18 protein-coding genes and 1 pseudogene are annotated in these 24,730 nt (G+C 40.2%); 9 read left to right on the forward strand and 10 right to left on the reverse strand.

Annotated features, from left to right (window positions below; genetic code table 11):
* The first annotated feature begins 7 nt into the window (after positions 1-7).
* The 3 genes from pmbA (at position 8) to GQR53_RS03145 (ending at position 4,240) form a co-directional block, all read left to right on the forward strand.
* Positions 8-1,357, forward strand: coding sequence for a metalloprotease PmbA (gene pmbA / locus GQR53_RS03135; protein ID WP_165742846.1), 1,350 nt, complete (start codon positions 8-10; stop codon positions 1,355-1,357).
* Between the two features lie 72 nt (positions 1,358-1,429).
* Positions 1,430-1,909 carry a DUF721 domain-containing protein gene (locus GQR53_RS03140; protein ID WP_002959934.1) on the forward strand — a complete coding sequence of 160 codons (480 nt, stop codon included), beginning with the start codon at positions 1,430-1,432 and terminating at the stop codon, positions 1,907-1,909.
* A gap of 255 nt (positions 1,910-2,164) precedes the next feature.
* Positions 2,165-4,240 carry a M13 family metallopeptidase gene (locus GQR53_RS03145; protein WP_165742847.1) on the forward strand — a complete coding sequence of 692 codons (2,076 nt, stop codon included), beginning with the start codon at positions 2,165-2,167 and terminating at the stop codon, positions 4,238-4,240.
* 36 nt (positions 4,241-4,276) lie between these two features.
* Here the strand turns inward: GQR53_RS03145 and GQR53_RS03150 are convergent, their stop codons facing one another.
* From GQR53_RS03150 to GQR53_RS03165, 4 genes are all read right to left on the reverse strand, one after another.
* Positions 4,277-5,377: an aminoglycoside phosphotransferase family protein gene (locus GQR53_RS03150; protein ID WP_165742848.1), complete on the reverse strand. Its 1,101-nt coding sequence runs from the start codon at positions 5,375-5,377 to the stop codon at positions 4,277-4,279.
* 22 nt (positions 5,378-5,399) lie between these two features.
* Positions 5,400-5,798, reverse strand: a complete 399-nt coding sequence (gene mutT / locus GQR53_RS03155) for an 8-oxo-dGTP diphosphatase MutT (protein WP_165742849.1) — start codon at positions 5,796-5,798, stop codon at positions 5,400-5,402.
* Between the two features lie 68 nt (positions 5,799-5,866).
* Complete coding sequence (gene secA, locus GQR53_RS03160) at positions 5,867-8,575, reverse strand: preprotein translocase subunit SecA (protein WP_165742850.1); 2,709 nt, start codon at positions 8,573-8,575, stop codon at positions 5,867-5,869.
* Between the two features lie 371 nt (positions 8,576-8,946).
* On the reverse strand, positions 8,947-10,974 hold the full coding sequence (locus GQR53_RS03165) for a methyl-accepting chemotaxis protein (RefSeq protein ID WP_165742851.1): 2,028 nt from the start codon (positions 10,972-10,974) through the stop codon (positions 8,947-8,949).
* Between the two features lie 116 nt (positions 10,975-11,090).
* On the opposite strand from GQR53_RS03165, the gene GQR53_RS03170 reads away from it, so the two are divergent.
* Complete coding sequence (locus GQR53_RS03170; protein WP_165742852.1) at positions 11,091-11,861, forward strand: NADP-binding protein; 771 nt, start codon at positions 11,091-11,093, stop codon at positions 11,859-11,861.
* Here GQR53_RS03170 and hutH read toward each other — a convergent pair.
* The 3 genes from hutH to hutC all read right to left on the reverse strand — a co-directional run bounded on the left by hutH (position 11,858) and on the right by hutC (position 15,843).
* Positions 11,858-13,393 (reverse strand): histidine ammonia-lyase, encoded by a 1,536-nt coding sequence (hutH, locus tag GQR53_RS03175; RefSeq protein ID WP_165742853.1) that lies wholly within the window; start codon positions 13,391-13,393, stop codon positions 11,858-11,860. The two genes, GQR53_RS03170 and hutH, sit on opposite strands and share 4 nt — an antisense overlap.
* 2 nt (positions 13,394-13,395) lie before the next feature.
* Positions 13,396-15,069 (reverse strand): urocanate hydratase, encoded by a 1,674-nt coding sequence (hutU, locus tag GQR53_RS03180; protein ID WP_165742854.1) that lies wholly within the window; start codon positions 15,067-15,069, stop codon positions 13,396-13,398.
* Positions 15,070-15,135: 66 nt separating this feature from the next.
* The gene (gene hutC, locus GQR53_RS03185; RefSeq protein WP_002959947.1) at positions 15,136-15,843 is read right to left on the reverse strand and encodes a histidine utilization repressor; all 708 of its coding nucleotides are present in this window, start codon (positions 15,841-15,843) and stop codon (positions 15,136-15,138) included.
* A 119-nt stretch (positions 15,844-15,962) separates the two neighbouring features.
* Between hutC and hutI the strand changes: the two genes are divergently transcribed.
* Together hutI and GQR53_RS03195 are read left to right on the forward strand one after the other, a co-directional pair.
* Positions 15,963-17,210, forward strand: coding sequence for an imidazolonepropionase (hutI, locus tag GQR53_RS03190; protein WP_165742855.1), 1,248 nt, complete (start codon positions 15,963-15,965; stop codon positions 17,208-17,210).
* Between the two features lie 120 nt (positions 17,211-17,330).
* Positions 17,331-18,995: a GGDEF domain-containing phosphodiesterase gene (locus GQR53_RS03195; protein ID WP_002959950.1), complete on the forward strand. Its 1,665-nt coding sequence runs from the start codon at positions 17,331-17,333 to the stop codon at positions 18,993-18,995.
* On the opposite strand, the gene GQR53_RS03200 is transcribed toward GQR53_RS03195, so the two are convergent.
* Both GQR53_RS03200 and rraA read right to left on the reverse strand, forming a co-directional pair.
* Positions 18,992-20,041, reverse strand: coding sequence for a formimidoylglutamase (locus GQR53_RS03200; RefSeq protein ID WP_165742856.1), 1,050 nt, complete (start codon positions 20,039-20,041; stop codon positions 18,992-18,994). The genes GQR53_RS03195 and GQR53_RS03200 overlap by 4 nt on opposite strands.
* Before the next feature lies 1 nt (position 20,042).
* Positions 20,043-20,540: a ribonuclease E activity regulator RraA gene (rraA, locus tag GQR53_RS03205; protein WP_002959955.1), complete on the reverse strand. Its 498-nt coding sequence runs from the start codon at positions 20,538-20,540 to the stop codon at positions 20,043-20,045.
* 201 nt (positions 20,541-20,741) lie between these two features.
* Between rraA and GQR53_RS03210 the strand changes: the two genes are divergently transcribed.
* The 3 genes and pseudogenes from GQR53_RS03210 to GQR53_RS03220 all read left to right on the forward strand — a co-directional run bounded on the left by GQR53_RS03210 (position 20,742) and on the right by GQR53_RS03220 (position 24,299).
* Positions 20,742-21,281 (forward strand): phosphatase PAP2 family protein, encoded by a 540-nt coding sequence (locus GQR53_RS03210; RefSeq protein WP_165742890.1) that lies wholly within the window; start codon positions 20,742-20,744, stop codon positions 21,279-21,281.
* Positions 21,278-22,309: an MJ1255/VC2487 family glycosyltransferase gene (locus tag GQR53_RS03215; protein ID WP_165742857.1), complete on the forward strand. Its 1,032-nt coding sequence runs from the start codon at positions 21,278-21,280 to the stop codon at positions 22,307-22,309. The genes GQR53_RS03210 and GQR53_RS03215 overlap by 4 nt, the downstream gene beginning before the upstream one ends.
* Positions 22,310-22,418: 109 nt before the next feature.
* A pseudogene (locus GQR53_RS03220) lies at positions 22,419-24,299 on the forward strand (methyl-accepting chemotaxis protein).
* A 29-nt stretch (positions 24,300-24,328) separates the two neighbouring features.
* Here the strand turns inward: GQR53_RS03220 and GQR53_RS03225 are convergent.
* Positions 24,329-24,703, reverse strand: a complete 375-nt coding sequence (locus GQR53_RS03225) for a gamma-butyrobetaine hydroxylase-like domain-containing protein (protein WP_165742858.1) — start codon at positions 24,701-24,703, stop codon at positions 24,329-24,331.
* Positions 24,704-24,730 lie beyond the last annotated feature (27 nt).

Here is a 24,730-nt window from a genome sequence, read left to right on the forward strand (position 1 = left end):
TTAATTTATGAAAAGCCAACAAAACGATCCAATTTATTCTCAAATATCGCAAGTTAAAGATGCGGTAGCAGAAGTACTCGAACATGCTAAAAAATTAGGCGCTACAGCTGCAGAAGCTGCGATGTCTAGCACGTCTGGTTTATCGGTTAGTACACGAATGGGTGAAGTAGAAACCATTGAGTTCAACCAAGACGGCGGCTTAGGCATTAGTGTATATGTTGGTAATAATAAAGGCTCGGCGTCAACTGCTGATTTAAATCCAAAAACATTGCGCACGGTAGTCGAAAAAGCGATTGATATAGCCAAATTTACATCTGATGACCCATTTAACGGCGTTGCTGATAAAGAGTTACTTGAATTTAATCCTAAAGATTTAGATTTATATCATCCTTGGGATGTAAGTCCTGAGGAAGGCATTGAGCTTTGTCATGCTGCTGAGCAAGCTGCATTAAATGCAGATGAGCGCATTGTTAACTCTGATGGTGCGAGTTTTTCATCGCATCAGGGATTACGTGTTTATGGTAACAGCCACGGTTTAATTGCAGGCTTTCCACGTACTCGTCATAGTATTAGTACTATGGTAATAGGTAAAGATGGCGAACACATGCAGCGCGACTCTGCTTATACAGTTGCTCGCGATCAGGCTGGTTTAAATGATGCGGCGGCAGTGGGTCTTGAAGCGGCAGCTGAAACCTTAGCTAAATTAAACAGCCAAAAGTTAGGCACAATGAAAGTGCCTGTTATTTTTAGAGCAGATATTGCAAATTCATTGTTTGGTCACTTGGTGTCGGCAATTGGTGGTGGCGCGCTTTATCGTAAATCAAGTTTTTTACTTGATAGCTTAGGCACTCAGGTATTTAGTCATTGTGTGAATATTGCTGAGCGCCCACATATTTTAAAAGGGTTGGCATCGTCACCGTTTGATAGCGAAGGTGTTAAAACATTCGATAGAGAAATTATTCAAGGCGGCGAGTTACAAACCTATTTATTAGCAAGTTATGCCGCGCGTAAAATGAATATGACGCCAACAGGGCATGCAGGCGGTATACATAACTGGCTCGTTGAGCAAACTCATAACGATTTAACTGCACTATTAAAAACCATGGGTACTGGCTTATTAGTTACAGAGCTAATGGGGCAGGGCGTAAATACCGTAACGGGTGACTACTCTCGTGGTGCTGCAGGTTTTTGGGTTGAAAATGGTGAAATCCAATATCCGGTAAGTGAAATTACTATTGCTGGTAATTTAAAAGACATGTTTAAAGGTATTTCTGCCATTGGTGGTGATATAGAACGCCGTGGTGGTATTCAAACAGGCTCAGTACTAATAGAGCAAATGCAAATAGCCGGCGCGTAGTATTAATACGCAGTGTATACTTAGACCCAGAGTATTATCTCTGGGTCTAAGTGAGTTTTTACGAGGTGTAAAATGGCTAAAGATAGATATGCACCAAAACCGCTAACCGATATTATGGCGGGGTTAAATAATCGTTTATCGGCTTATGCAGGCAAAAGCCAAGCACTTGATACACAGCAAACCTTATTAAAAGATTTTTTAGGCCCTAAATTGGGTGATAAATGCCGAGTTAGTAATTACCGAGACGGCACGCTAATGATAGAGGCGGTATCTGCGCCTATCGCGCTTAGGCTTAATTATTTAAAAATGGATATGCTTTCACACTTTAGAGCAGCTGGAATGGCAGAGCTTGGACAAATAAAAATAACTGCAAATCCTCAAGCAACTCAGCGATTAAGTACCGCGAATAAATCGGGCAGCCCTACAGTTACCAACTCACGGAAAATGAGTGAGCAAACCGCTAATTACTTAAATGCGATAGCGGCTTCTGCCCCCCCTTCATTAAAAGAAAAACTAGAGCGTTTAGCGCTCCACGGAAAGAATAAAAGTTAGCCTTAGCCACCCACTATATTGTTATTGGTAGGGCTATTTTTGCAGCTCACCGCATTCAAAATACTTTGTTACATATTCCATTTTATTGTTGGTCTAATGAGGTTTATGATACTGCGTGGTGTGCTTTATTATTTAAAGCTCCCTTGATACCCATTCCATTAAGTAAAAGCGTACAGGCAGTGCTATTTTTACTCCTGCTATATTCAAGAATTTAATGGAGTTGGTATTAAATTCTAACTAACAAACGGAATCATTATGAATAAAGTAACAATGGCCGCTGCGAGTATAGCGCTTGCACTTGGTCTAGTAGGTTGTGGTGAAAAACAACAAGAAACTAAAGTAACCGATACTTCTGTAGTAACAGCACCCGCTGAAAAGCCACTAGAGCTTGGTATTGAATTAGCTAATATGGATAGTTCAGTACGCGCACAAGACGATTTTTATTACCATGTAAACGGTGAGTGGCTAGCAAAAACTGAAATACCAGGTGATAAATCTAACTACGGTTCTTTTTCGCAGTTATATGATGAGTCACAAAAAGCGATGAAAATTGCCCTTGAAAGTGCAGCCGCGAATAAGGCCGCTAAAAAAGGCAGCGATGAGTATAAAATTGGCGCATTTTATAAAAGCTACATGAATAAAGATGCGCGTAATGAGTTAGGTATTACGCCATTACAACCGTCATTAGATACGATTGATAGCATTAAATCTAAAGCTGATTTAGTGGGTTTAATGGCTAAAATTCAAAAACAAGGCGGTACTTTACCATTTGGTTGGTTTGTAAATAACGATGCTAAAAACTCAAGCGAGTATGCATTGTATTTATCTCAGTCGGGTCTTGGTTTACCAGATCGTGATTATTACTTAAATGATGACGAAAAATTCACTAAAATTCGCGCTTCTTACGAGCAATACATCACAGATGTTTTAGCAACGTCAGGCGTTAAAAATGCAGCAGAAGCTGCCAAGAGCGTACTTGCATTTGAAAAAACACTAGCTGATGCTCAGTGGAGCCGTGTGCAAAGCCGCGATGCAACTAAATCTTATAACAAGATGACAGTAGCAGATGCTAGTAAGCTAATGGGGGAACTTGATTTAGCCGCATTCTTTAAAGATGCCGGCGTGAGTGTAAGTGATATTATTGTACGTCAACCAAGCTACTTAGAAGCGCTTGCTACTATTTATAAAGATACTGATTTAGCAACGTGGAAAAACTACTTAAAATTTCATTTTGTAAGCGGTTATGCAGAGCTACTTAGTGAAGACTTAGTTAACCTTAACTTTGACTTTTACAGCACAACACTTCGTGGCGTAGAAGAACAAGCACCACTTTGGAAGCAAGCGGTTGACGCATCTAACAGTGTACTTGGTGAAATTTTAGGTAAGGTATACGTTAAAGATAACTTCCCGCCAGAAGCTAAAGCGCGCATGGAAGAGTTAGTTGATAACGTAATTAAAGGTTATGGCGTTGCTATTGAAAATCTTGAGTGGATGAGCCCTGAAACAAAGCTTGCAGCGAAAGAAAAATTAGACAAATTTACGCCTAAGATTGGTTATCCAGATACATGGAAAGATTACTCAGAGCTAGAGATTAACTCAGATGAACTAGTAGGTAATTACATCCGTTATAGCGAATGGGCATACGCAGACATGATTGCTAAATTGGGTAAACCAGTTGATCGCTCTGAGTGGCACATGACTCCGCAAACAGTAAATGCGTATTACAATCCAGTAAATAATGAAATTGTATTTCCAGCCGCTATTTTACAACCACCATTCTTTAATTTAGAAGCAGATGATGCTGTAAACTACGGTGCAATCGGCGCGGTAATTGGGCATGAGCTTGGCCACGGTTTTGACGACCAAGGTGCTAAATACGACGGTGACGGTAACTTACGTAACTGGTGGAGTGAGACTGATCTTAAGCAATTTGAAGAGCGTACAGCGGCTTTAGTTGCACAGTATAACGAATATAAACCATTTGAAGATGCAAGTGTTAATGGTGAGCTAACGCTTGGCGAAAACATTGGTGACTTAGGTGGGTTAACAGTTGCGCATAAAGCGTATATGCTATCTTTAGGTGATAAAAAAGCACCCGTGATAGATGGTTACACAGGCGATCAACGTTTCTTTATGGGTTGGTCACAAATCTGGCGTCGTAACTACCGCGATGAAGAGCTACGTAATCGTTTATTAACAGACCCTCATTCACCAAGCCACTACCGTGTAATCGGTATCTTGTCGAACATGCCTGAGTTTTACGAAGCGTTTGACGTAAAAGAAGGTGATAAAATGTATATCAAACCAGAAGATCGCGTAAAAATCTGGTAATTGCATTACTATAAATAACAAAAAACCAGTAAGTTTTTAGCTTACTGGTTTTTTTGTATCTAGAATTTGTTCATCGACTAAGCACGCGTGCATCCATTCTTCGTTACTCAGTATGTTTTTATAAAGCGCGAGTTGGTTTTGTGCTCGCTCTAAATTATGCTCTGCATGAGATACTTTAAAGTACACATCGTTATTTAAGTAATCAGTTAAAAAGCGCACACTTAACATGAGCGGCATTATTTTAGCGCCTAATAATAAGCTTTCTTGCTCTAGTATACTCATGCTACTTTTTAATGGCGTTACATAGCCTTTAACAATGGCTGAAAATATATCTTTTCGAATAACAACGTTGTGTAAGTTAGTTGAATCCTCGGCTTCGGGGGAGCAAAATGTACGTACCATGTCGCCAAAGTCATAAAGCCAAAATCCTGCCATGCAGGTGTCTAAATCAATAACTGCTTTTGCTTTGTGAGTTGTATTACAAAATAGCATATTATTTATTTTTGTATCGTTATGACACACTCTAAGGGGTATATGTTTAGCTACCTGACTAAGCTCAGTAATTAAATGCTGCTGCGTTAAGCAATACTCTATTTCACCATTGCAGTGCTTTACTCTATTAACTACGTTGTTAGTGATTGCGGTATTTAATTGCTCAAAGCGCATCGCTAAGTTATGAAAACCAGGAATTACAGTGTGTAGCTGTTGCGCATCAAAATCTTGTAATGCATGAGCAAATACGCCAAAGGCGTAAGCCGCTTGCTCGCACTGCTGGGTATTTTTAACAACGTCTTCGCTGTAGCTATCGCTAATATAGTTAAGGACGCGATAATACGCATTATCAATTTTTATTAAGTGTTCGTCGCTTTGTGTCGCTATATGTTTGATTATTTCAAGCGGGTAATTATTTTGCAGTTGTTTAGCATTTAAATGCTGCTCAATTAGTTTTGCATTACTCACTAACTGAGCAGGGTATTTAAATACCTCAGTATTTAGTTTTTGCACAATAAACTGTTTATCAATACTTGTAAGTAGCCATGTACTATTTATATGGCCGCTACCAATCGCACTAACTTGAGTTAGCTCAGGGGGCAGTGCTAACAGTTCGCTTAGCTTATTTTGTATTGAGATATTCATTGTGCTCACTTATGCTCTTTTTTTATGCGTATCGGGCAACTATTTTTTCGATAATTTCAGCATTCGCTTCAGGAAAGTCATAATTTTCTAATTCAGTAATTGCTACCCATTCGCTAGGTTGCCCTTCAGCGCCATATGCCTCACCGCTAAAGTTACTTACTACGTGTACATCTAATTTAACGCATTTATCGCCGTAGTCATGTTCAATCACCATCAATTGGCTAGAGCTGTGAATGGTTAGTCCAACTTCTTCAATAAGCTCGCGTTTAAGTGCAACAAACACACTTTCTCCAGCTTCAACTTTACCACCAGGAAATTCCCATAAACCGCCTTGATGTTGTTCATCTGCACGTTTACAAATGAATATAGCGTTATTTTTCTTAATAACACCAACAGCTACATGTACAATTTCTATAGTCATTACTTTAAAACTCCATAAAAAAAAGCGACGCTAGCGCCGCTTTTTAATAAGCTACTGACAATATTGGGTTATTTTAATTTACCGCAACACTGTTTGAATTTTTGACCTGATTTACAAGGACAAGGGTCATTACGACCTACTTTTGGTTCTGTACGAGCCATTACTGTCGCTGTTTCTGGCGCTTCGCCACCTACGTGCTCAGCTTCTTCATGTTGGTATTCGCGAGGAGCATTTTCACTTTTACGGTGTTGCTCTTCTACTTTTTCAACATCTTCTTCTGCGCGTACTTGTACTTTACTTAGAATGCTTACAACATCTACTTTCAAGTTTTCAAGCATTTCAGAGAACAGCTCAAACGATTCACGCTTGTACTCTTGCTTAGGATTCTTTTGCGCGTAACCACGTAAATGAATACCTTGGCGTAAATGATCCATTGCAGCAAGGTGATCTTTCCAATGCTGATCAAGGCTCTGAAGCATAATCGCTTTTTCGAATTGACGTAATACAGAATCGCCAACTTGCTCTTCTTTTTGCTTGTATGACTGCTCAACCGCCTGCTCAATACGCTCACGAAGCTTTTCTTCGTATAGTTTATTGTCATCTGCTAACCACTGAGTAATAGGTAACTCAATTAAGAAGTCTTGTTTTAAACGCTCTTCAAGGCCAGGAATATCCCACATTTCAGCAAGGCTTTGCGGTGCAATATATTGATCAATTGTATTGCTAAGTACGTCACCACGAATTGCAGTAATAGTTTCTGAAATATCGCCTTCTTCAAGTAGTTCGTTACGCTGAGAGTAAACAACACGACGTTGATCGTTTGCTACATCATCGTACTCAAGTAGTTGCTTACGTACATCAAAGTTACGTGCTTCTACTTTACGCTGTGCATTTTCAATCGCACGGTTAACCCATGGATGTTCAATTGCTTCACCGCGTTGCATACCGAGTTTACGCATCATGTTCGTCATGCGCTCACCGGCAAATATACGCATTAGCGCATCGTCCATCGATAAGTAAAAACGGCTTGAACCAGCATCACCTTGACGACCAGAGCGACCACGTAATTGGTTGTCTATACGACGAGATTCGTGACGTTCAGTACCAATGATATGTAAACCGCCGGCATCAATTACTGCATCATGGCGAATTTTCCAAGCTGCTTTAATTTCAGCAATTTGCTCATCAGTTGGGTTTTCAAGTTTTTCAACTTCACTGTTCCAGTTACCACCTAACACGATATCGGTACCACGACCGGCCATGTTTGTTGCAATTGTTACTGTTCCTGGTAGGCCAGCATCTGAAACGATGTCAGCTTCTTGCGCATGAAATTTAGCATTAAGTACATTGTGCTTAATTTTTTCTTTGCGTAAAAACTGCGATAAATACTCAGAGCTTTCAATTGAAATAGTACCAACAAGCACCGGTTGTCCACGGTCTTGGCAGTCTTTAATATCAATTAAAATAGCTTCGTATTTTTCTTCTTGCGTTAGGTAAACTAAATCGGCGCGATCATCACGAATCATCGGTTTATTAGTTGGCATAACAACGGTATCAAGGCCGTAGATTGACTGAAATTCAAATGCTTCAGTATCGGCTGTACCTGTCATACCTGCTAACGTTTCGTATAAACGGAAGTAGTTTTGGAACGTAATAGAGGCAAGTGTTTGGTTCTCGTTTTGAATTTTTACACCTTCTTTTGCTTCAACAGCTTGGTGTAAACCTTCTGACCAACGACGACCTTCCATTGAACGACCAGTATGCTCATCGATAATAATTACTTCGTTTTCTTTTACAACGTAATCAACATCTTTTTGGTATAGCTTATGAGCACGAAGAGCGGCATAAACATGGCTTAGTAGCGTAATGCTTGCTGCTGAATAAAGCGAATCGCCTTCTTCAATTAAGCCGCGCTCAGTAAGTAGCTCTTCTACTTTAATTTGACCACGTTCTGTTAAATGAACTTGCTTAGATTTTTCATCGATAGTGTAATCGCCGTCACCTTCAATGCCTTCTTCGTCTTCTTTTTCTTGAAGCTCAAGTAAAGGAACGATGGTGTTTATTTCAGTGTATAGCTCAGAGCTATCCTCAGCTGGGCCTGAAATAATAAGCGGGGTACGTGCTTCATCAATTAAGATTGAATCCACTTCATCGACTACAGCATAAAATAATGGACGTTGAACTCGTTCATCAATGCTAAAAGCCATGTTGTCACGAAGGTAGTCAAAACCAAATTCGTTATTAGTACCGTATGTAATGTCAGCAGTATAAGCTAGCTTCTTTTGCTGCGGCATCATACCTGGTACGTTACAGCCTACTGTAAGGCCTAAAAATTCAAATAACGCACGGTTGGTTTCAGCATCACGTTTAGCAAGGTAGTCATTCACGGTAATTACGTGAACACCTTTGCCTGTTAAGCCGTTTAGATAAGCTGGTAGAGTAGCTGTAAGTGTTTTACCTTCACCGGTACGCATTTCTGCAATGCGACCTTGATGTAAAACCATACCACCTAATAACTGCACGTCGAAATGACGCATGCCATTTACACGCTTTGACGCTTCACGTACCACAGCAAAAGCCTCTGGTAGAATGTCGTCAAGGCTTTGTCCGTTATCGTAACGTTCTCTAAACTCAGCTGTTTTAGCTCTTAAATCTTCATCAGAAAGCGCTTCAAGTTTCGTTTCTAGCGCATTGATTAGCGCGACCGTCTTTCTTAAGTTTTTAATAGTGCGGTCATTGCGACTACCAAAAAGCTTGGTAAATAAATTAGATATCATGATAAAACCGTTACAATGTATTCTTTGTCAGCCGAGTATCGGCTAACCCATTTTTAATAATTGGTAATTAATATGTGCTTTTAAGTAACACTTAGAACATATTAATTAGCAATTTTGTAATAAACTGTTCAAAAAGCACTGTTTATTACGTGCGCTACTATACCAGACTCTGCCAAACAACAAACTATCTCAATAAAAAGATCGGTGTATAAAATCGAAAAATTTGATCTGGTTCGTAAAAATCACTTTGTATTACTCAATTACAGTAAAAATAGCAGCGAACTGTAAAGATATGGTGCTAAATAAATTAAAAACAAGGGTTATAGTTGCGCTTAAGTTTTACGCTTAAACACAACTATTAAATACATGTTTTATAATTTAAATTGATTAACCGTTTTGTTAAGCGCCGCAGCTAAATCACTTAAGTCACGAGCTTCGTCAGCGAGGGTGTGCGCATGGTCAGCGGTACTGTTCACTAAGTTATTAATTGCCGAAAGGCTCGTATTAATATCCTCAGCAACAACAGTTTGCTCCTCGGTAGATGTGGCTATTTGATGACTTTGGTCTTGTACTTTAGTAACCGACTGCGCAATATTGTGAAGTGAGCTAAGCACTTCTTTAGTTTGAAGCACTGAGCCCTCGGTTTGATCTTGTCCTTGTTGCATCATTACTGAGGCTTGTTGAGCTATTTGCTGCAAGCGCGAAATCATATTTCGAATATCGTCTGTTGATTCTTGTGTGCGACTTGCAAGTGAACGAACTTCATCAGCAACAACGGCAAAGCCTCTACCGTGTTCACCGGCACGAGCAGCCTCTATAGCCGCATTAAGTGCAAGTAAGTTGGTTTGATCAGCAATGGAATTAATTACATCGACTAATGCACCAATGTTATTACTTTCTTGCTCAAGACCTGCAACCACTTTAGATGCTTCGCCAATATGTAATGCCAGTTCAGTCATTACTGTTTGCGCCTGTGTAGAACGGCTAGCTCCTTCAGCTGTAATTGCTTGTACTTCTTCAGCTGCGTTATTTGTGTGTTGTGCGTTACGTGATATTTCAAGCACAGTAGTCGCCATTTCAGTTACCGCTGCGCTCACGCTATCAACTTGCTGCTTCTCTTGCTGAATTTCAGAATTTGTTTTGTCAGAAACACTTCTTAACTGGGCCGCTGCATTACTTAGTTGTTCTGCTTGCGCTGCGGTATCAAGCATCATGGCGTGCAACTTATCAATAAAAGTGTTCATATGATTGGCCAGCTGTCCCACTTCATCTTGACTATTAATATCAATTTTTTGAGTAAGATCGCCTTCGCCCGATGCTATATCACGCATAATGTGCGTAAGCGTTGTAATGGGTTTTGAAATCATGTGGGTAGCCCATAAAATCATGGCTAATATAATGATTAAGATAATAATTACCGCCGTTGTTGTAGCGGTTACAGCAGCATTTACGGGCTCATCAATCATAGTAGTTGGGATAAGTAGACCTACATACCAATCTATATAAGGCTGCTCTAGCTGCAAACGATGGTAAACCACATAAAACTGCTCACCTTTAAAAGTAACCATTTGGCTGCCTTCAAGGTTATTTCGCATTTGTGTATTTAACTCTTTAAAGCCTGCTGTATTTGTAAATTGTTGCTCAAGCGCATCGAGCCCTTCTTTACCATTTGCACCTTCATCTGTAATTGAAAGTTTATGCCCAGTGGCCTTTGAAAAATGTACTACTTTTTGATTGCCATCGAGTAAAAATCCATAACCTTGGCCGTTAAAGCGAATATTTTCGACCATGTCGTTAATTTTGTTTAATTGTAAATCAACACCGCCCATACCGATGAGTTTTCGCTGAGCGTTATAAACAGGTTGTTGTACTACTGCGGATGCTACGCCTGTGGTTAAATCAACAGAGATTGGACCTACATAAAGCTTGTTAACTTGCATGGCTTCTTGCCACCACCCACGCTTGTAGGCGTAATAAGGCTGGCCGTTGTAGTGACTTGTACGCTCGTTTTCTTTAAAGTATTCACCGGTGGTTGCTGAGGCAAAAAAGGCCGATAAAATGTTTTCGTCATTTGAGCTTAAACGCACAAAGTCTTGGTTTACTTCGTTGTAACCTGGCGCGCTTTCGAGTGCTTGATCGCGTGTATCCCAATTTTCAAAAAAGTTGATTAAATGTGGGTTATTAACAAAGGTTGATACCATTTTACCGTACATCGCGAAGTAACTTTGCATTGAAAGTTGCTCGGCCTGTAGATAACTTTGTGCTTCGTTTTCTATGTTTTCTCTAGAGAGATTGGCAATGTGTTTAACAAAAAATGTTGAGGCGATAATTAGTAAAACGGTAATTGTTCCACCAATCAATAATAATATTTTCTTCCGTAATGATAAATTATTTAGCATGAGTACACATATTTTTATTATTTATGAAATTATATCTAATCATATCTTACTTAAAATCTCTATAAAGTTAGATAGAAAGAACTAATTATGCGTTTAAAATAAAGGCTTATACAAAAATGACAAATAAAAGTAATAAATTAGTAGTATTAGGTGCAGGCTGGTTAGGACATGCTTTGTGCGTAAGTGCACAAAAAGCTGACTGGCAAGTACAAGGAACGCATAGAACAGATATACACGAGTTTGACTTTGAGCGTCAGTTTACACTTGAAGATGGACAATTAAGGCATCAAGTTGATTTACAAGGTGCTTATTGGGTATGTGCTATTCCACCACGTAGCAGGCACAGTGAAAGTAATTATCCTGAAACACTCACCGCAGCGCTTAAGCTTTCAAAGGAGCTAAACGCAAAGGGCTTTTTATTGTGCTCATCAACCGGGGTGTACGATCAAGAGCCTGGTGTATATAGTGAAAGTAGCGATATTTCATGCACAAACGAGCGCCAAATAAAGCTTTACGAAGCTGAAGAGCAAGTGCTTGAACAAGATGGCAAAATACTTCGTTTAGCTGGCTTACTAGGGCCTAATAGAGAACCGGGGCGTTTTGTGGCGGGTAAAGAACTCAACACATCAAGTGAGCAAGTGGTGAATATGGTGCATCAACAAGATGTGATCAATGCTATTTATGCGGTGATAGAGCACTGGCAAGTAGGGCAAAATATTTATAATGTGGTTAATCCCGCGCACCCCACAAAAGCTGAATACTACGCGATGAAGTGTCAGCAACATGGTGGTGAAATGCCAACGTTTACAGGAACTGAACCGGCTGAGCGAAAAATATTAGGCTCAGCCATTGAAGCCTTAGGGTTTAGCTATCAGCACGGTATTTAATATGCTGAAGGCAGGGGACTGCTCTCTATAAAGTCGCATAGCTTACCTTCACTTAGTAATGTGTTAGCAGCTTCGATATCGGGAGCAAAGTAGCGGTCTTTATCATAATAACTCACATGCTCGCGTAACAACGCTTTAGCGCTTTGCACTTTATTTGATGGTTCAAGCGGCTTTCTAAATTCTAGCCCTTGAATCGATGCTAACCATTCTATTGCCAAAACACCTTGGGTATTATTGGCCATTTCATCTAAGCGCCTTGCTGCAAAGGTTGCCATAGAAACATGATCTTCTTGATTTGCAGATGTAGGCAAGCTATCGACCGAAGCCGGATGCGCTAATGATTTGTTTTCTGACGCAAGCGCTGCTGCGGTAACTTGGGCAATCATAAATCCTGAATTTACCCCGCCGTTTTCAACTAAAAATGGCGGTAATTTGGATAGGTTTGAATCGATAAGTAATGCAATTCGCCTTTCTGCTAATGCGCCAATTTCGGCAATTGCGATAGCTAAGTTATCGGCGGCCATAGCAACGGGCTCAGCATGAAAGTTTCCACCCGATATTATGTCGCCTACATCGGCAAAAACTAGCGGATTATCGGTTACACCGTTTGATTCACACAGTAGTACTTCGGCGGCTTGACGTATTTGGGTTAAACATGCACCAAGAACTTGCGGCTGGCAGCGCAGGCAATATGGGTCTTGTACTTTTTCACAATTAATATGTGAGTCACTAATTTGTGAGTGCGTATCGAGTAATTCTCTAAATACGTGCGCGGTGTCTATTTGTCCGCGCTGACCACGAATGTCATGAATACGTGCATCAAATGGCGCGCGACTGCCCATGGCAGCTTCTATACTGATAGAGCCAATAACACAGCTTTGTGCGTACAAGTCTTCGGCTCTAAATAATCCCTGAAGTGCAAATGCAGTAGAGGCTTGCGTGCCATTTAATAATGCTAAGCCTTCTTTGGCTGCAAGTGTTAGGGGTTCAAGTCCCGCTATTTTTAACCCTTGTGCTGCGCTAATTATTTCTCCTTTATGTCGCATTTGACCTTCAGCTAATAAAGGTAGACACATATGCGCAAGAGGAGCTAAATCTCCCGATGCCCCCACGGAGCCTTTTTTAGGCACGCATGGATATACTTCGCTACTAAGCAGCTGCATAAAAAATTGGATTACTTGCAGGCGAATGCCCGAATAGCCACGTGAAAGCGAGTTTACTTTTAAGGTGATCATTAACCTTACTGTGCTGTCATCCATGTATTCACCAATACCCGCAGCGTGTGAAAGTACAATGGAGCGCTGTAATAATTCAAGTTGGTCGTCGGCAATTTTAGTATTGGCTAATAATCCAAAGCCGGTGTTAATTCCATATACAGTGCGGTGTTCATTGATAACGTTTTGAACGGTTTGCGCGCTGGCTGCTATTTGCGACTCGGCATGCTTTGCAAGGCTCAATTTTACCGGTGAATTATTAATTTTTCTTAGTGTGTTTAAATCAAGTGATCCGGGTGTGAGAGTAAGTTCAAACATGATCATTCCTCGTTTAACATAGGTAGGTCTAAATTTTGTTCTTTAGCGCAGTTTTTTGCTATGTCGTATCCGGCATCAGCATGGCGCATTACACCTGTTGCAGGGTCGTTCCACAGTACACGAGCAATACGCTCTTTAGCTTCATCAGTACCATCGGCAACAATAACTACACCAGAGTGCTGACTAAACCCCATGCCTACACCACCGCCATGATGAAGCGATACCCAAGTAGCACCGCCTGCGGTATTAAGCAGAGCATTTAATAGTGGCCAATCGGAGACCGCGTCGGAGCCATCTTTCATACTTTCAGTTTCACGGTTAGGACTGGCAACTGAGCCTGAGTCGAGATGATCTCGTCCAATAACTACCGGCGCTTTAAGCTCACCGCTTTTAACCATATCGTTAAAGGCAACAGCAAGGCGCGCTCTATCTTTTAAACCGACCCAACAAATACGTGCAGGCAAGCCTTGAAATTGAATTCGCTCACGCGCCATATCAAGCCAATTATGCAAATGCTTATCATCAGGAATTAGCTCTTTTACTTTTGCGTCTGTTTTGTAAATATCTTCAGGATCGCCAGATAGTGCTACCCACCTAAACGGACCAATCCCTTCACAAAATAATGGACGAATATACGCAGGCACAAATCCAGGGAAATCAAATGCATTACTCACGCCTTCTTCTAGGGCCATTTGACGAATATTATTGCCATAGTCGGTTGTTGCTGCGCCCGCATCTTGCAGTGCCAACATCGCCTTTACTTGGACTGCCATTGACTGTTTAGCCGCTTTTATAACTGCTTGTGGGTTATCGATTCGCATTTTAGCTGCGTATTCCATACTCCAATCTTGTGGCAGGTAACCGTTAAGTGGATCATGAGCTGAGGTTTGATCGGTGACTATATCGGGAGTAATACCACTTTTTACTAAGGTACTAAAAACATCAGCCGCGTTACCGAGTAAACCCACAGAAAGCGCTTCACCTTTTATGCAAGCATCTGTTATTAATTTTAGTGCATGCTCAAGATCTGTGGCTTTTACATCGACGTACCCTGTTTTTATCCGAAAATCGATACGGCTTTCATCACATTCCACCACTAAGGCACTAAAGCCAGCCATGGTTGCAGCTAATGGTTGTGCACCGCCCATTCCTCCCAAGCCACCTGTTAACACCCACTTACCTTTGGCATCGCCTGAGAAATGTTGTTTTGCCATAGCTACAAAGGTTTCGTAAGTGCCTTGAACAATTCCTTGAGAGCCAATATAAATCCAAGAGCCAGCGGTCATTTGGCCGTACATCATCAAGCCTTTCTTATCTAACTCATTAAAGTGTTCCCAGTTAGCCCAGTGCGGAACAAGGTTAGAATTTGCAATTAATACCCGCGGTGCATTGCTATGAGTTTTAAATACCCCCACTGGTTTACCTGATTGCACCAATAAGGTTTCGTCATCTTCAAGGCGCTCAAGCGTCTCAATTATTTTGTCATAACTTGGCCAATCACGAGCTGCTCGGCCAATACCACCATATACAACAAGTGCATGAGGATGCTCTGCAACTTCAGGGTCTAAGTTATTCATTAGCATGCGCTTAGCAGCTTCTGTTTGCCAGCTTTTAGCACTTATTTTATCTCCATGAGGTGCACGTATTACGCGACTTGTGTCGAGTCGGTTGTTCATGTTTTGCTCCTGTTGTATATACAAGGTGATTTGTTATAAAAAAAGCGCAGTAAGCGCTATTGTTTGTTATTTTTTAAATGTTAAGTGGCCACCTAAGCGATATTTACTGCCAGGTGATACAAGGCGCGCAAAGCTTACAATGCCTTTAACAGACCAGGTGCGTCGGATCACTTGTAAGCATGGCTCTTCATTATATAAGTTTAACCATTGGCACATTTCGCTGTTTGGCATAATGGCCTCTACTGTATGCCTTGCTTGGGTAAGTGGGGCAACACTAGATAGATATTCATGAGGTGTAAGCATGCTAAAGTCTTGTTGTAAGTAGCCAGTCGCAAGGGCAGGGTTTACAAAACGCTCTTCTAGCTGCAAAGGGCTGTCGTTTTCGTTATGCACAAGTACACTTCGATATACAACACTGTCAACCTCAACACCAAGTGCAATGGCAATAGGTGCGACTGCATTTATTGATTCGAGTATGAGTACACTACAGGTGTAGTTGCCGTTACGCTCTTTTACTTCATCAGCAATATTTTTTATTTCAAGTAACGATGACTGCGATTTAAATGTAGCTACAAATGTACCTAACCCTTGGCTGCGGGTTAAAATACCTGCCTCGGTTAATTCGCTTAGTGCTCTGCGGGCTGTCATCCTGCTTACACTAAATTGACTACTTAGTTCGTTTTCAGAGGGAACACGTTGGTTTTCTTGCCACGTACCGCTGCGAATTTTATCAACAATGAATTGTTTTATTTGCGCAAATTTAGGTGTCGTCATTAAATTTATGGTTACATTAAAAATAAACTATATAAATAAGATGACACAATTACCTTGTATATACAAGATGGGTTGTTAGACTATATTTTCATTATTCACGGTGTAAAAAGGGCTGCGATATGCAAAGCACAACACAAAATTATGAGTTAGAAGAAATCGACTTACTTTTAACTGATGCCAATATTGCCACTATGGATAGCAATATAAATGCCCCTTATGGCGCAATTGAAAATGCTGCTATAGCCATTAAAAATGGTAAAATTGCGTGGATTGGAGAGCAATCGACATTGCCTAGTTTTGATGTGTTTGCAACGCCGACATTGAGTGTAAAAGGACAGTGGTTAACGCCGGGCTTAGTAGATTGCCATACTCACTTAGTATTTGCAGGTTCAAGATCGCAAGAGTTTGAACAGCGTTTGCAAGGCGTAAGCTATGAGCAAATTGCGGCACAAGGCGGTGGCATAGCAAGTACGGTTAAAGCCACAAGAGCAGCCGACCGTGAACAATTGTTTGTTGATGCAAAAGATCGCTTAAATACGTTGTTAAAAGAAGGTGTAACCACCGTTGAAATAAAGTCTGGTTATGGGCTAGATACAGAAAACGAGATAAAAATATTAGAAGTCGCTCGTTTATTAGGTGAACATCACCCTATTGATATTAAAACTACTTTTTTAGGGGCGCATGCTCTACCGCCTGAATACAAAGGCCGTGCTGATGAATATATTGATTTAGTGTGTACTGACATGCTAGATCAGGTAGTGGCTAATAATCTTGCTGATGCAGTCGATGTATTTTGTGAAAATGTTGGGTTTAGTTATTCGCAAACCAAACGTGTTTTCCAGGCGGCTAAAAAGCATAACCTCCCAGTAAAATGCCATGCTGAGCAGTTATCTAATCAACAGGGTGCTAAGCTGGTGGCGCAGTTTAATGGCCTTTCGGCGGATCATATTGAGCATCTAGATGAAGAGGGTGTAAAAGCCATGGCAGACGCTGGGACGGTAGCGGTGTTATTGCCAGGTGCATTTTATTTTTTAAGAGAAACTAAATTCCCACCTATTGAATTACTTAATCAATATAAAGTACCTATAGCTATTGCGAGTGATTTTAACCCAGGTACTTCACCGCTGTGCTCAGTGCACTTGATGATGAACATGGCATGCACATTGTTTAGATTAACACCCGAGCAAGCATTAGCTGGTGTTACTCGAAATGCAGCTAAAGCACTAGGTTTAGACGACCGTGGTATTTTAAAGGTTGGCGCAAGAGCTGATATTGCGCATTGGCAAATAAGTCATCCATCACAATTAAGTTACCAATTTGGCGTAAATAAACTGTTAAATTTATGGATTTTGGGTAGAATTAATTAGTTTGTATTATTTTTACCCACATATAACTTGGTTTAAACTTTTTTAGCGAATACGGATGCCGTTAATTTGAACATACTAACCGACAGTAATTTCCCAATATTTTTTAGTGGTGCACTATTAATGGCGATGATCGCCACTTTATTTGCTGTTAAAAATGCCAGTATTAAATTCAGCTATTTATGCACAGCTGCTGTTGGTTTAGCTATCTTAAGCAGCGGTGCGGCTTGGCTTGCTATTTTACTAGCCTTTGGGTTTTGTTTTCACTTATGGCAAGCATTTGAGCGAAATAATTGGAGCATGATAATTACCAGCTCAATGGCTGGTCTTTTATTTGTTGTTCTATTTTCAGCTCATTTATTATTGGAAGTTCCGCTATTTTGGGTTGTGTTAGCAATATTATTATTAGCTATTGTTGGCTTTTTAAATGATGAAAGTGCTGAAATAGAAGTCGTTATAGAGCCAGAACCTGAAGGTGATGCATTTATTGAAGAGTCTCCGCTTTCAGTTTTTGCAGATAGAAAACAGTTACGCCAAGGTTACTATGCATGGTGCGACAACAAACAAATAAGCGCAGCGTTAATCGTTATTCGCCTTGAAGGCTTTGAGCAAGTTAACCAGCATATTGGACGCGACTTTGGCGATATACTTTTAGCGCAATCGGCTAATCGAATAAAAGAGCTACTTTCAAGTGACGAAATAGTGACTTTAACTGGGCAAGAAAAGCTAGCCCACTTAGGGGGTCTTAACTTTGCATTTATTTGTAGTTTCGCGAATCAAAAACACTTACATGAATTAGTTATTGACCAAATACTGGGTGCAACGCTTAAGCCATTTAATGTTGCTAACTGCACTGTAGAAGTAAAAGCTAGAGCGAGTTATGTTGATTGTAATGAGCAAGATAACAACTTTGATAATTTAATATCGTACGCATACCTAGCACTCGATAGCCACCCAGATCGCAAGGTTGTGCCTTATCATCAACAAATGATGATTGAATTGCGAGAGCAACAAGCGCGACTAAAGGAATTAGCAAATATTGATTTTTCGAGCGAGTTAGAGCTTTATTTTCAGCCTATTATTTGTAACGAAAACGGTCAAATTGAGTTTTTAGAATTACTACTGCGTTGGCAGCATCCTAAGCAAGGGATTTTATCCGCTAACAGGTTTATCGACGACATTAGAATTGCAGGGCTTGGTTATCCACTCGCTAAATTTGTAATAGAGAGAGCTGCTGAGCTTGCAATGGCGCTTAGAATAGAAGGTATTTCTATACCGCTTAGCATTAACGTATTTGGTCCTGAAATGCTTAACGAAGAGTTTATTGAATTTGTTGATGTTGTTTTAAGTGAGCATCACTTGGAAGCTGGCGATTTAATTGTTGAATGCCCTTTGCATATTTTTGCGGGACTAGATGATAAAGGCAGAGGCATGATCGCAAGGCTTAATAACATAGGCTTAAAAGTATGTGTTGATGGACTTGGTGATAACCCGGTACTGCTTTCTAAGTTACCAAGTCTAGCGGTAGAGTATATTAAGGTTTCACCTTCACTTACTGCTGACTTTAGTAATCAAAACAATATACGCAGTTTAGTTAGCGGAATGGTTGAAATGCATAACCAACAAAAAACAAAAGTGATTTTTGAAGGGGTAGAAACACTTGAGCAACTTAAGTTTGTAAAAAGCTTAAAAGGTTATGCTGCCCAAGGTTATTACTTTGGTCACCCGCTAAGTAGTATCGGTTTAATGAGCTGGCTAAAAGAGTGGCGATTAGTTCAACAGCGCTAAGTGTTTTCTTTGGCTTGTAGGTAGCTATTCACAAGTGCACTGATCACTTGCCCTACATGGGCAGCACCGGCATCTAACCCGCTAGGGTGCTGGCTAGGCGCTGCTTCACATAAATGTAAGTACTTAGAGTGGCGATGGTTTGCTGCTAAGTGCACAAAGTGCTCAGTGTCATTCACACTAAATCCGCAACATGTGTACGCACTAACCGGCATGTAAGTAATACTATCTAAATCAACTTCAATACCCAGTGGTAAATCGTTAAAATTACTTAATGCGTTTTCAATTGCCTGAGTGAGTGTAATTTTTCGCTTAACTTGTATTGATTGATAGCTATCAAACGTAAAGTTAGCTTCACTCATTGCATCTATAATTGCTTGATTGTTTTTTATCTCATGTAAGCCAATAACGTGGTAATTACTTAGATGTTGCTCGTTATAAGCGTAGCGAAAGCCATTGCCGCTATGGCGACCTTCACATTCTCTAAAGTCGGCATGAGGGTCAAAGTTGATAGCATTAATAGGTGTATTTTTTGACTTACTCAGGGCACGGATAATTCCCAAGCAATTGTTATGACCTCCGCCAATAACGATTGGCTCAAGCCCCGCTTTAAAAATAAGGCTCAATACCGACTCTACGCGTTCATCAAGCTGTTGGCATAAATCTCGTAATTGAGTTAATTGCTGGCCTTGCTGATTATTAAGCTGGTTGCTTTGCGCCATTAAATCATCAGTATTAACTTCACCCAATAAAAGCACTTTTTGAGTGGCAATAAATTGATTGTGAGGTTGGTTTAAAAAGCGTTTTAAAAAAGCAGGCCATGCTTCGTTTGCACCACCATTTCCTAAGTTTGCTTTTGGGCCGATATCTTCGCAAATACCCAGAAGTACATAGCGGATACCAAATTGAGCAGCGTCAACAAGTGCTTGTTGCAGGTTTACTTGGGTGTCGAGCAAGGCCATTGATTGCCATGCTTTTTTCTCATTTGCGCGGCTAGAGCAAAGTGTTCTAACCGCGCTTTCATCATATACTTTTAAATGGGAAGTCACGTTATACTTCTACAACTTCCAATTCTAATTCTTCTGCAGATAAAACAATGCCTGTGCTATCTGCATAAATAAAGTCGTCATCAAAAAATGATACCCCAGCAAAGTTAACGCCTATAGCATCTTCACCAGCACCTTCGCTGTCGGCTGCAACAGGGATTGAAGCAATTGCTTGAATGCCTAAATCAAGCTCTTCAAGCTCATCAACGTGGCGTACTGCGCCGTAAACAACAATACCATTCCAGTTGTTTTCAAGTGCTAGCTCAGCCAGTTCAATGTCGATTAGTGCGCGACGAGTTGAGCCGCCACCATCAATAAGAAGTACTAGGTCTGTACCATCTTGAGAAAGTAATTCGCGGATGAGTTCATTATTTTCAAAACATTTAACCGTTTTAATGCGGCCACCAAAGCTGTGTCGACCACCAAAGTTGATGAACATAGGCTCTAGCACGTCAACCACGTCAGCAAAGTGGTCGCATAAATCAGAAGTGCTGTAATCCATTATTTTATCCTCAAAAGGTACATTAATTTATATCTCAGTATACCCTCCTTATAAGCAATAACAACGACTTAATCGCAGTAAATTTAGGCAAAACAAGCGCTAAATCATTAATCGCAATAATAGTGTATTAAAAGCGTCACTCAATTGTTATTTACAACACATAAGCTAAATCGGTGTTCATATGTTATGCAATGAGGGATGGTGATGAATAATAATATGCTTAAAAAGGTAACTCAGATAGATGAGCAATTATTTTTAACTTTGTTTAATTGCAATTCACCGAGGTGGTTTAAAACAATGGCCTTTGGTTTGTCTAAAAGCGGTGATGGTGGGCTTTATATATTAATATGCTTAGCAGTGTGGTGGCTTAGTAATAATGAAAAGCACCAATTATTGCCTGTCACTATATTAATTGGTTTTGCTATAGAAAGACCTATTTACCTACTAGCTAAAAATAGATTTGCTCGGATCCGTCCATGCGACTGCTTAGTAACAAATGCCTATATAGTACCAAGCGATAAATTTAGTTTACCATCGGGTCACAGTGCCGCTGCTTTTTTAGTGGCAATTATATTAAGCCATTTTTTTCCAGAATATGCATTACTACTATTTAGTTGGGCTACCGGCGTTGCTATGTCTCGTGTGGTATTGGGTGTGCACTTTCCTGCTGATATTATAATAGGCGCAACGATTGGTAGTTTTTGTGGTTTATTTGCGTTAGCACTTGTGGTGCCTGCATGAAAATATTGTATGGAGTACAAGGTACCGGTAATGGTCATATAACGCGCGCTCGGGTTATGGCAAGCTGCTTTAATAAGCTCGGTATTGATGTTGATTATGTGTTTTCAGGGCGCGCAAATAAAGATTACTTTGATATGCACGAATTCTCAGATTATAAAGCGTATCGTGGTTTGTCGTTTAGCACTGAAAATGGGCAAGTTAAAAATTTAAAAACACTTAAAAACATGCGAATTTGTAAGTTGGTGAGTGATATAAAATCGCTTGAGATAAAACAGTACGATTTTGTACTTAACGACTTTGAGCCTGTGACAGCATGGGCTGCAAAACGGGCAGGTATACCCGTTATTGGCATTAGTCACCAAGCGGCATTTTTGTCAGATAACGTACCTATGTTTGGTCGTGGCGTCCTGAGAAAATCACTTATCAAGCATTATGCACCAGCGACTACCTACTTAGGCGTGCACTGGCAACCATTTGCAAATAATATAATACCGCCTTTTATTGCTCATCATAATCACGACAACCCTGTAGCAGTAATGAACAAGGTATTGGTATATTTACCTTTCGAAAACTTAGATAGCGTTGTTGATTATTTAAAAGACTTTCCCGAAAAAGAATTTTATTGCTATCACCCAAATGCCACCAATCAATCTTTTGGACATATACATTTACGAGCCCCTTCACGCTCTGGTTTTTTAAACGACTTAGCAAACACAAGTGGCGTTATTGGTAATGCGGGATTTGAGCTTGCCAGTGAAGCGCTTAAGTTAGGTAAAAAGTTACTATTAAAGCCTTTAGATGGTCAGTTTGAGCAAGCAGCAAATGCAAAAACTTTATTTGCCATGGGCATGGCGCATGTTATGAACTATTTAAACCCACAAGCCCTTGATGATTGGAATAGCGCGCCGCAAAACAAGCAGATAAATTACCCCAGCGATCCCGCGCCTTTAATTGATTGGTTGGTTAAACAACAATGGAATAACACACAATCGTTACATAAAGGTTTGTGGGATAGTGTCGCCTTATAGCCATCACATTTAAACTGTTTAGAATTACCAATAATAAAAAGTTAAATTAATTAGTCGCTTTTGATCTATTAGCTATAATAAAAATGCATATTCAAAAAAGGCGTTAGCGATGAGTTTTTTACAAAACTTAACAATTAAACGACGTTTACAACTAAACGCAGTCGTTGTTGGTTTAGCAATGGTGGTCCTTTTATGCGTGATTATTTTTGAATCACGTACAACCTTGAGCTTAAACAAGACTATTCAATTAGCAGAAGAGCTCAACGTACATGCATTAGCATTGCGTAAACATGAAAAAAACTTTTTGTTTTATAAACAAGAAGACGCGTTAACTGCATTTGAAACGGGTTTTGAGCAGTTAAGTGATAAAGTAAAAAAGTTACAACAGTTAATGGCTAACCAAAGTATCGCATAGGAGCAGGTCCAGCACTTTGAGCAACTAATAAATAGCTATAATAATGATTTTGAAACTGTTGTTAAGCTTCAAAAAGAGATTGGTTTAACCCCGACCGACGGGTTATATGGCAAGCTTAGAAGCTCGGTTCATGAAGTTGAGCAACTATTAAAAGAGCAGCAAAATTACCAACTGCTGTCGTCAATGCTGCAACTAAGACGCTCAGAAAAAGATTTCATGCTGAGATTTGATATTAAGTACCTAGGGCGTTTTAATGAGGGAATTAATACATTTAAGCAGCAGATAGCTGCAGCACAGCTGCCAAGCGACTATAAAGCACAAATTAATCCTTTGATTGATATATACCAAAGCGAATTTCAAACACTTGTGCAGGCGCAAACTAAGCTAGGGCTAGATCTTGAGTCAGGCGCACTTGGAGTAATGCGTGACAGTGTAGATAAAAGCGACGCCATTGTTTCTAAAATCGTTAAAGACACTAAGTTACAAGTAGAGCAAAGTGTAGAGCAGGCTCAATTTTTAGCTATTTTGGTATTTGTGATTGCAGGTGTGATTGTATTAGCACTCGTTTATTTTACAAGCCACTCCATTATTGTACCTATTGAGCGGGTTTATCACACCATTAACGATATTCGTCGTAATAATGATTTGAGCGTGATGATAGAGCAAACTGGTAAAGACGAAATTACCACCATGACGGTCGACTTTAATAGCTTAATAGGCGATTTTAAGAACTTAATTAACGAAGTTAATGGTGCTCTAAACACGCTTAATGTAGCAACAGAGCATTTATCACAAAGTACCGCAGCAACAAGCTCTGGTATGCAAGAGCAACTACATGAAGCCGACATGGTTGCAACGGCAGCCACCGAAATGCAGGCGACGATTCAGGATATTTCACATAATACTGAAGCGGCTGCGAAAAAAGCAGAGTCAACAAATTTAAGTGCACAACAAGGGCGCAGTGAAGTAGATTCTACCGTTAAGCACATTAGGGCCCTATCTGATTCGCTGGGGAATGCATCAAATGTAGTGTCGCAACTTGAAAAAGATGGTGAAACAATTGGTTCAGTGCTTGATGTAATTCGAGGGATTGCAGATCAAACAAATTTACTTGCACTTAATGCGGCAATAGAAGCGGCCCGTGCTGGTGAGTATGGTCGTGGTTTTGCTGTTGTTGCAGATGAGGTTCGTTCATTAGCAAAGCGTACTCAAGAGTCTACAAGTGAGATTGAAGGTATTATAAGTACCTTACAGCAGCGTACTCAAGAAGTGGTGAGTATTATGCACAAATGTCGCTCTCAAGGTGATGAAAGTGCCTCACAAGCAATTAAAGCAGGTGAGCTATTAGGCGCAATTACTGAAGATGTACAAACAATAATGGAAATGAGCTCTCAAATAGCAGTTGCTATTGATGAGCAAAGCCAAGTGGCATCAGAGGTTAATAAAAATGTAGTAAGAATTCGCGATATTGCACAAGACGCAACTGAACATGCTGCTAACAATGCGCAAACAAGTGAAGAAGTCTCTGAGCAGGCTCGCGTTCTGTTCACTGCAATTGATAAATTTAAGGTTTAATAACGCTTAATAGAACGGGCCTATAAAGTTTAAGGAACAAATTTTATAGGCACGCTATCTTTACTTTTTTCGTGTTCAGTTAGCCGCGCTAAATATTCACTCCACAATGTATCTTGTTGCTGTTGTAGTTTTTCAAAGTAGCGCCAGCTAAATAGTCCGCTGTTATGGCCATCGTCAAAATCTAAACGAAGTGCGTAATACCCAACAGGTACAATACTTTTTATTCCTACAGCTTGCTTATTAAGTACTAGCTTCATTGGGCCAGAGCCATGGCCCTGCACTTCAGCTGAAGGGGAGTGTACACGTAAAAACTCACAGCTAAATACAGCTTTACTGTCATCATCAAAGTAAACATCTAGATTTTTACTTACACTGTGGTAATGCACTTTTGTTACGTGTTTCATTTAATATATCCCATTAAAAAGCCCCCA

Origin of the sequence: Pseudoalteromonas sp. Z9A6 (assembly GCF_011378805.1) — a bacterium.
GTDB lineage: Bacteria > Pseudomonadota > Gammaproteobacteria > Enterobacterales > Alteromonadaceae > Pseudoalteromonas > Pseudoalteromonas distincta.